This window comes from Deinococcus sp. (genome assembly GCF_025362455.1).
Taxonomy (GTDB): domain Bacteria; phylum Deinococcota; class Deinococci; order Deinococcales; family Deinococcaceae; genus Deinococcus.
In genome coordinates this window covers 1-8,419 of sequence record NZ_JANYGJ010000146.1, presented here as the reverse complement: position 1 = coordinate 8,419, position 8,419 = coordinate 1, and the positions used below count along the sequence as shown (strand labels likewise).

Here is an 8,419-nt window from a genome sequence, read left to right as displayed (position 1 = left end):
TCGAACTGCTCCGCTTGCCGACGGATGATCGCCAGCAGGTCATCGCGGGTCAGGTCGCCGGTCATGCCTGAGTCTACTCGCCCACGGCTCGAACCGCGACCACCCCTGCATCGCTAATCAGATACCATTTCCCTTTGTAGTTCTCCATATACGTCTGGTGGTAGTCCTGAAATGTCAGCGATTGCAGCGCTGGAAAACAGGTTGAGGTCGCCAGATTTTTGATGAATTGCTGGGTATCGTAACCAGATTGCAGGTTTAAAACTTCCAAACCGTGCGTCCCACGCTCAAAGAAGTGCGGGCCGGGTGCGCTGGGTGCCGTGAGCGACCGGAGTTGCGGGCAGGCGCCTAAAATCAGGCCCAGGGCGCCGTTCTCGTCGTAGCTGTCGTTGTGCGTCACGATGATGCCGTGATGCCGCTGCGGCGTGTTCAGCGGGAAGGCCAGGGCCTGAAGGCCGGTGATGGCCGTTAACGCGCCTAGCATGTGCTCGACTTCCCAGGACTGTGTACCGTTGACGCCCTCATCCTCGGACGTGAGCATCAGGCTCGTGATTTTTGGTGCAAAGTCCAGCCCGGCCAGAAATTTTAAGATCGGAAAGGCACGGTGCTCGTCACGGTCCCAATCGCTCGCCCAGTCGGTGTGATACTGGACGCGGTAGGTACTGCCGGGTTGCTGCTCGACCCTGACATGAAAGCTGGTCCGGCGAGTAGTCCTCAATGGTTTCCGACAGCCAGACATTCAGCAGCACCTCGTACTCGGCGGCGTTCATGCCTTACTCTAATGCGAAGGGAAACAGCAGTGTACAGACCACCAGCGTGCCCACGTCGAACGCGGCCAGGAAGCTCAGCCAGGCGGCCACTTCACTGCTCCAGCCGCCGGTGATGAGCAGACCGGTGGCCTTCACCGTGGACAGCACCACCGGCACCAGCAGCGGAAAGGCCAGCGCGGGCAGCAGCGCCTCACGGGCACGCAGGTTGACCGTGATGGCCGCGTAAAACGTGCTGGCCGCCGACAGCCCGGTGACGCCCAGCACGGCCACCAGCCCCAGCGCGGGCCAGGGCAGCGCCTGACCGCCCCCCGCCGCCCCGAACAGCAGCAGGCCCAACGGCAGCACCATCAGCACCAGCACCAGCAGTTGCAGCCAGATGCCCAGCCACTTGCCCAGATACAGCGCCCCGTGTGGCCCCGGATAGAGCGTGAGTTGCTCCAGCGCCCCGGCCTCCTGCTCCTGCGCGAAGGCCCGCCCGGAGGCGATGGCCGACGACAGACTCAGCGCCGCCCAGACCGCTCCGGCGGCGGCGGGCCTGAGCTTGGCGTCGTCCGGCCCCAGCGCTAGCCCTAGCACCAGCAGCACCAGCGCGGCGTAAAAGGCGGTGGCCAGCAGCGAATCCCGCGTGCGCCCCAGCAGCAGCGCGTCCTTGCGGGCGACGGTAAGCATGACCTGCCAGGCTTCGTTCATCCCAGCACCGTATTCATAACTGCACCGTGGTCACCGTTGTTCCGTCAGCAGTCCGGCACGCAGCAGCAGCGTCCGGCTGGCGACCTGGGCGGCCAGTTCCGGTTCGTGGGCGGCCAGAATCAGTGTCTGCCCGCGCTGCCGCACCTCGCTCAGAATGTCCAGCGCGGTCTGCCTCCCGGCCTGGTCCAGATTGGCGAAGGGCTCGTCTACCAGCGTCAGCGGGCGGGCCAGCAGACTCAGGCGGGCCAGGCTCAGGCGTTTGCGCATCCCCGCCGATAAAAACCGGACCCGGCGCCCGGCGGCCTTCTCCAGCCCGACGCGCCGCAATGCCGCCCCGGTGTCGCCTTCAAGTCGGTGCATCCGCAGCGCAAAGCGCAGGTTCTCCTCGGCGCTGAGGTCCGGGTAGGCGCCGCCCTCGACCGGCATCAGATGCACGAATTCGCGCACCGAGCGGCTGTCTCGCAGATCGAAGCCGTGAACGCGGCCCTCACCCCGCGTCAGGCGCAGGCTGGAGGCCAGCAGCCGCAGCAGGGTAGTTTTGCCCGCGCCGTTTTCGCCGATCAATGTCAGGCCCTCGCCTGATGTCACATCCAGATCGACGCCGCGCAAGATCACCTCGCGCCCCAGCCGCAGCCAGGCGCCCCGGAGCTGCACGGCGAAGTCTTTATCAGCACGCTCCGGTGAACTCAACCCTACAGCCTCAGCCAGCCCGGCATCACCGAGAATGTCCAGCTCGCCAGCAAGGTGAAGCGCCCGCTGACCATCAGCAGGCCGAGCAGGACCAGAATGGCGCCGCCGACCTTCTCGACGATGCCCGCGTATTTGTTCAGCCGCCGCAGCCCCAGCCGCTCCCACAGCAGCGCGGCCAGCAAAAACGGCACCGCCAGACCCAGCGTGTAGACCGCCAGCAGGCCCACGCCGCTGCCGAGGCTGGCGGTGCTGGCCGCCAGGCCCAGGATGCTGCCCAGCACCGGTCCCAGGCAGGGCGACCAGCCGAAGGCGAAGGCCGCGCCCAGCGCCACCGGGCCGTATCTGTCGGCGCTGGCCAGGCCCCGCGTGTCGCGCATCAGCAGCGGGATTCTGAACAGGCCCAGCATGCCCAGCCCGAAGAAGATAATCAGCAGCCCGGCCAGGCGGCCCAGCAGGATTTTTTGCGGCGAGAGCACGGCGCCCAGCGCACTGGCGGTGGCGCCCAGCGCAATGAACACGGTGCCGAAGCCCAGGATGAAGCCCAGTGCCCGCCACAGCGGCGCCCGCTTGCCGCCGATGACGCCTAGGTAACTCGGCACCAGCGGCAGCACGCAGGGCGACAGAAACGAGATCAGCCCGGCCAGAAAGGCGATGGTCAGGCTGGGGGCGCTGCTGGTCATGGCCTGAGTGTAGCGCCGGGGTGTGGGGGCGGGCGTCCCTGTGAGCCGAGTGGAGCGGTCCCAGCGCCGCTCAGGATTTCAAAGCGTTCATTTCTGCCGCAAATCCCCTGGGCGTCAGGTGGTTGTCCAGCAGCTTGGTGGTGCAGCTCTCCACGGCGTCTACCACACTATGCATCGGGTAGAAGGCAGTGGTCAGGGGGCGGATACCGTAGGCGCTGATAACAGATCTGGCCCGCTCCTGATACTCAGGCTTCTGATGGCGCATCAGGCCGTACGCGAGTTTGACGGCTGACACCGGAAGTTGCCAGACCGGAACGCTGCCGGAGAGCCCCATCAACCCCTTCTTCTTCTTACGGCCCCCTCCAGCGTCGCCCTGTACGAAGGTGAAATCTGGCTGGAGGTCGAAATCCAGCGCTCTGAGCATCAGGTCACAGGCGTACACCGGGGGGAGCTGGAGTTCGCCCACGAAGTTCTGCTGCCCGACTTTCATGACCGAGCGCGTTGCAAAGGCGCAGGCCAGCATCGGATAAGGCGCCAGGGCCAGGTACGCCGCTGCGGTCGGGTGCCAGCGGTGCAGCAGCCGGGCCAGCCCTGCTGTGGAGGCGTAGCGGCTGTTTGCGGCTTCGCTGAAAACCTGGCGCAGCAGGTGCTCGTAGCGGGCAGGCGAAAATCCCTCCGGGGCCTGCCAGCTCAGCGACAGCTCCAGTGCGGCGCCCAGCACCAGTACGCGAATATCGAGCCAGTCGGCCTCCACCCGCTCGGCGTGTTCGAGTACACCCGCCGCATCGGCGAACTCACCGCGTCCCAGGTGGGCCGTACCCGCCGCCCACTGCGCGAACAGGCGGTGCCAGGGATGCAAGGCGGTGCCGTCATGTTCTATTCCCTGGCAAATTTCAATGGCATTCAGGAAGTGCCGGGCGCGGACAGCAGCTTCCTTGCCTTCGCGGGGCGTGCCGTAGGCCCGCATCAGGGCACGCGGCACCTCGGTGAGCCAGCCGGAAGGAGCGGCGCCGAGGGGTGTGGCGTAAGTGGGACCGTCGAGCCCGCCGATGCCCCAGAAGGCTTCGATGCGCTGCTTGAAGTCCAGATACCGTCCCAGGCCCCACTGGTCGGACCTCTCGATGACGGCACTGAGCACCGACGATCCTTCTTCAAAATTGCCTAGCCGAAAAAGCGCGGCAGACATCTCCAGATCAGTGTAATTATCAGATTGCCGGAACGAGTACCCACGGTCTGCCTCGACAAGTTCGATGGTTGACCTCGTATGCCCAGCATTGGCGGTGCAGCAGATGAGCATAGCGCGGGCCAATGCAATGCTCATAGGTGCTCTCAACTGCTCAGCAAGATACAGAGATTGAGAGGCAATTTGAATAGCCTCTTGGTAATTTTGCGCCGCTATAAGGAGAGGACACAAAGAAATGAGCATACCGATTTGCCCTTCGACGACCAGATTTGACTGAGGCATTTTAGCTAATGCAAGTTGGCCCCAGCTCAATGCTCCTTTCATCTCTGACAGGCGAACCTGCATCTGTGGTCCGCCTTCCTGCATAATCTTGAGAGAGCGACGGTAAATGGAGTGCCATTTCCCCATCTCAGACGCTAGCGGGTCACCCGACGTGAGGCATTGTTGTGTTAGGCTTTCGAAGTCGGGTAGATTACTTCGGGAGGCAACACCCAGGGCACGGATCAATGCTGTTGTTGTGGCAATTGATTCGAGGGCCAACGCGATTTGTGAAGAAGTTGTTCCAGATTGAGTTTCTCGTAGAAACCACTCCTGAAACAACTGGGACGAAGCTAAGTCAATTTCATGTATATCCATTTGTCCTTTAATTTGTTAATTCCTATCTATCGTAATAATCACGGAGCTACAGCAGCTCTGTGCTTTAATCGGCACCTCGTTTTTAGCACAACTGTTGCTTGTTGCGGCAATACCTAATCCAAAGACCAACAGTGTCAGGTAAGTAGCGAGTTTTTTCATAACTAGGTCTCCTTAGGCCAGCCAATTGGCCAACACATCACGTGCTTCGATGATTTGCTTTCTGCTGAACGGGAACTGAATGTCTACTTCGGCCAGTACCGCCTTCGACCCTGAGGTTGCGCCCACCTGCATGGCTTTCTTGAGGCGTTTAGCAGCACCTACGGGATCATCCTGATATGACTTGGAGAAGAGCAGCGCGGCGATATCGGCCATGGCATATTCGATATTGTAAAAGCTATACATAAAGATGAATTGGTTTTGCCACTTCTTCTTGAGCGTGTCTTTGTGACCAGTCCAGTTGACAGATGAGCGATTATAGAGTTCAAGATAGTGCGTGTCAAGGTCTTCAGTGGATAGTTTGGAAGGTTTCTGGTAAACCCACGACTCTATTCGAAAGTCCTGATCCACAAGTCTCAAGATTGCCAAGATATTCTCGGCCAGTGACCACTTGTACCACCGCTGGTCTGACTTTGACAGCGAAAACGCACTAAGTTGTTCAAAGCGGCCTAAATCAGTAAACACCGAGGCAAAAAACTCAAGGATCTCCATAAAACCGTCCCGATCCCAGTATGTGGTTTTTGGGTTGGAATCGAGGTAGTGAAAATGAATGGTGTGACCGAGTTCGTGGAGCACCGTTCCAAATGCTAGTGCCCCACCAGCGAGACTGCACACGATTTCTGAGCTGCTGGTCGCCATGGAGTGGAGGACCATATTCGTCCCCGATTTGCCAGGTCGGGGCTCAAGGTCAAAGCGGTTTTCAGCTCTAAGATGGCGCACCACATTGCCGAACTCCGGGTCTATACCGTCCATCACTCGTTCTGCCAGAGAAATGTAATCTTTCACCGGCAGGGTGGCATCGGCGGCAGGCACGACTTTCGCCTCCACGTCCCAGGGGCGTAGCTCGTCTATCCCCAGTTGAACCGCCCGGTCACGGTCGACCTGAGTGGTCAGGTCGGCGAAGACCTCGGCGATGTCGTCGAGCATCTGAACGGCTTCAGCCATGGTGAAGGCGCGGACGGAATGGTCCCAGATGTACTCCGCGTAATTGGCTTTCCCGGCCTCCGCCGCGATCTCACGCCGAATCCGCAGTAGGTCGAGAAAGAGGGCATCCAGCTCAGGCGTGGCCGCCAGCGTCGCCTGCTCCATCGCTTTCCAGATCGCCTCGCGTTCGCTGCTGGTTGTCGCGACACCCAGACGGGTTCTGGCCTGCTGCATCAGCAATTCCTCGCCACCCAAGTACACCCGCCGCCCGGCGGTAATGACATCGTACTGGGTGCTGAGCAGTCGTTCCTCAGCCAGCAGCTCTCGCAGCCGCTCGGACGCCTGCCCGGTCAGATCGGCTTTCAGCTTGAGTGCGATATTCGGATTGAGGTCGCCCTCATCTGCGTCCAGCGCTTTTTGAGCCAGCGGCGCATCGAACGCCTCGATCTGCGGCATCCAGTGGCTCATCAGCCGGTGGTAGGCAGCCTGGCCCTGCTCATCAGTCGTGTCGCGCTTCGTTGCCGCGTAGTGAGTGATCCAGAAGGTCTGACACTCGCCTTTAATCGTGCTATACGTCCTGAGCCATTCATCCAGCGTGCTGGCCGTCACCGACGTCGCCTGCAAGCTTGCCAGGTCAGCCAGCAGCGCCGCCGCTTGACTGTCCAGTGTGGACATAGCCTCGGCTGTGAAAGCGGTCATATCTTACTATCCTCGCCACGTAAACTGATGACTCAGGGTCGTCTAGATTACCTTCTGGCACTGCTCCCAGCCGCCGTTTTGTGCGTGGTGGCCACCGCCTACCTGTGGCGCTGGCAGCATGAACCCCTGTCGTCGTGGCGCGGCGGGGGCTTCGGCATGTACGCCGATATCAACGACGAGCGCGGGCAGGTGCTGCGGGTGTACGTGCTCCGGGAAGGGTGGACCCAGGTTCAACTGACTGACCGGCTGAAGGCGCGGGTTACGCAAGTCCGCCTGAATCCGTCCAGATCGGCGGTCACGGCCTTCGCCGACTACCTGGCCTGCAACGAGCGGTTTCTGGGTCAGCATCCGGGCGTCACCCGCCTTCGGCTGGAGTACTGGGAATTCAAGTTTGAGGTGGCCACATCGACCATGCGGCTGGTCAAGCGCCTGGAGGTGAGCCGTGCGCCTTGCGCCGCTCCTTAGCGCGCCCGTATCGGCCTACGTTCGCCTGTGCGCCTCGCTCGATCCGCTGTGGGTGGTTTCAATCATGACCCTGCTGTCGATGGTCCGCTTTCAGGAAGGCGCCTGGTTTTACAGCATCCTGTACCCGGTGTTGCTCGGCTTGGCCTGCCTGTTTCCGTCGCTGGTGCGCCGCGAACAGTTCTGGCTGGCGGTGTGCCTGGTGGTCGGCTCGTCGATTGCGCTGAACTGGTACTTCATTGCCAACCACACCTTTTCGCTGTTTTACTGGACCCTGGCGCTGCTGCTGAGCTGCTTTGCCCACGACCGGCTGCGGTTGCTGGCGCTGAGTGCCCGCTGGATTCTGGGCGGCATCTTCCTGTTCGCTTTCATCTGGAAGCTGGCTTCCCCCGACTTCCAGAGCGGGGCGACCATGCGCTACTTTCTGAGCGCCACGCAGCCGCTGGGAGACAGTGGCGTGGCGCTCTCCAGCCTGACCAGTAGCGAGCTGGCGCAGAACATGGGGGCGGTTGAGCGGCTGCTGAATACTCCAGGGACGGGGCCGACCAGGCTCATCATGCCGCCCGACCTGGCCGCGCTGGCTGACCTCCTGACCCGACTGACCCAGATCACCGAGGGGCTAGTGGTGCTGATTCTGCTGACGCCGCTGCCGGAGCGCTGGCGCTGGCTGCGCGAGGCCAGTCTGCTGTTCTTTTTCGCCACCGCCTACACCCTGCTGCCCGTTGCCCCGCTTGCGGCCCAGTTCGCCTGCCTGGGCTACGCCATGACTTCTTCGAGTCGCTCCCGTGCGGCGTTCATCGCGGCATTTTTCGTGTACCAGCTCATGGATTTGCGCCTGGGCAGCCTCTGGGGAGCGGGCTAAAGAATTTTTTCACAAGCGTGTCGGGTCAAAGTCGCTTCGGATTTTGGAGGTCTGGGTTAGGCTCTTGGTGTGGAGAACTCAGCGGTCAGTTGAGTTTGTTCACGGCCAGCCCGCGACGCCTTCTGGGACAGACAGAAACAGCGTTTCACCACTGATCTTTAGACGGCGAAGTAGTTTGGTCAGCCCGGTGACGGGCTTAAACAGCACCCATCTCCGACCTGTTCAGCGCTCCACTCATTACTGCTCCAATTCATTGCCAGTCATCCGTTCTACCCGGTTCAACAATTTATTTGCACTGTTTCGGCCACTTTGATCCCCAAAAGTGGAATTAGTCCTTGAATTATGTGTGCACCACGATGACAAAAGCGTTCTCAACATTCTCATTTAACAAATGGTACTTTGAATCAAGCAGACGAGATAGCTGCCCAACCCAGAAGCGAGCGAGGTGACAGATGCAGATGGCTGATACCGTTCGATGTTGAAGATGTATGAGTAAATAAATTTCGTCCGTTTGGTCTGTTTAACAGCTTTTTTGTTGAAATTATTCGTTAAAATACTTTATTGGCTTGTATTATTGAAGGAGAATTATGAAAAAAGCATTGTTTGTTAT

Annotated in this window: 8 protein-coding genes; 2 read left to right on the top strand and 6 right to left on the bottom strand. The window is 60.4% G+C overall.

What is annotated here, in order from left to right; genetic code table 11:
- Positions 1–73 precede the first annotated feature (73 nt).
- The 6 genes from Q0R23_RS11570 to Q0R23_RS11545 all read right to left on the bottom strand — a co-directional run bounded on the left by Q0R23_RS11570 (position 74) and on the right by Q0R23_RS11545 (position 6,485).
- Positions 74–715, bottom strand: a complete 642-nt coding sequence (locus Q0R23_RS11570) for a hypothetical protein (RefSeq protein WP_293913193.1) — start codon at positions 713–715, stop codon at positions 74–76.
- 55 nt (positions 716–770) lie between these two features.
- Positions 771–1,457: a heme exporter protein CcmB gene (locus Q0R23_RS11565; protein ID WP_293913192.1), complete on the bottom strand. Its 687-nt coding sequence runs from the start codon at positions 1,455–1,457 to the stop codon at positions 771–773.
- Positions 1,458–1,487: 30 nt separating this feature from the next.
- Positions 1,488–2,147, bottom strand: coding sequence for an ATP-binding cassette domain-containing protein (locus Q0R23_RS11560; RefSeq protein ID WP_293913190.1), 660 nt, complete (start codon positions 2,145–2,147; stop codon positions 1,488–1,490).
- A gap of 2 nt (positions 2,148–2,149) precedes the next feature.
- The gene (locus Q0R23_RS11555) at positions 2,150–2,827 is read right to left on the bottom strand and encodes a cytochrome c biogenesis protein CcdA (RefSeq protein WP_293913188.1); all 678 of its coding nucleotides are present in this window, start codon (positions 2,825–2,827) and stop codon (positions 2,150–2,152) included.
- Positions 2,828–2,897: 70 nt separating this feature from the next.
- Positions 2,898–4,013, bottom strand: coding sequence for a hypothetical protein (locus Q0R23_RS11550; RefSeq protein WP_293913186.1), 1,116 nt, complete (start codon positions 4,011–4,013; stop codon positions 2,898–2,900).
- Between the two features lie 804 nt (positions 4,014–4,817).
- Positions 4,818–6,485, bottom strand: a complete 1,668-nt coding sequence (locus tag Q0R23_RS11545) for a M3 family metallopeptidase (protein ID WP_293913184.1) — start codon at positions 6,483–6,485, stop codon at positions 4,818–4,820.
- 27 nt (positions 6,486–6,512) lie between these two features.
- On the opposite strand from Q0R23_RS11545, the gene Q0R23_RS11540 reads away from it, so the two are divergent.
- Positions 6,513–6,950 (top strand): hypothetical protein, encoded by a 438-nt coding sequence (locus tag Q0R23_RS11540; RefSeq protein WP_293913182.1) that lies wholly within the window; start codon positions 6,513–6,515, stop codon positions 6,948–6,950.
- The gene (locus tag Q0R23_RS11535) at positions 6,928–7,809 is read left to right on the top strand and encodes a hypothetical protein (RefSeq protein WP_293913180.1); all 882 of its coding nucleotides are present in this window, start codon (positions 6,928–6,930) and stop codon (positions 7,807–7,809) included. Before Q0R23_RS11540 ends, Q0R23_RS11535 begins: the two co-directional genes overlap by 23 nt.
- The last annotated feature ends 610 nt before the right edge of the window (positions 7,810–8,419 follow it).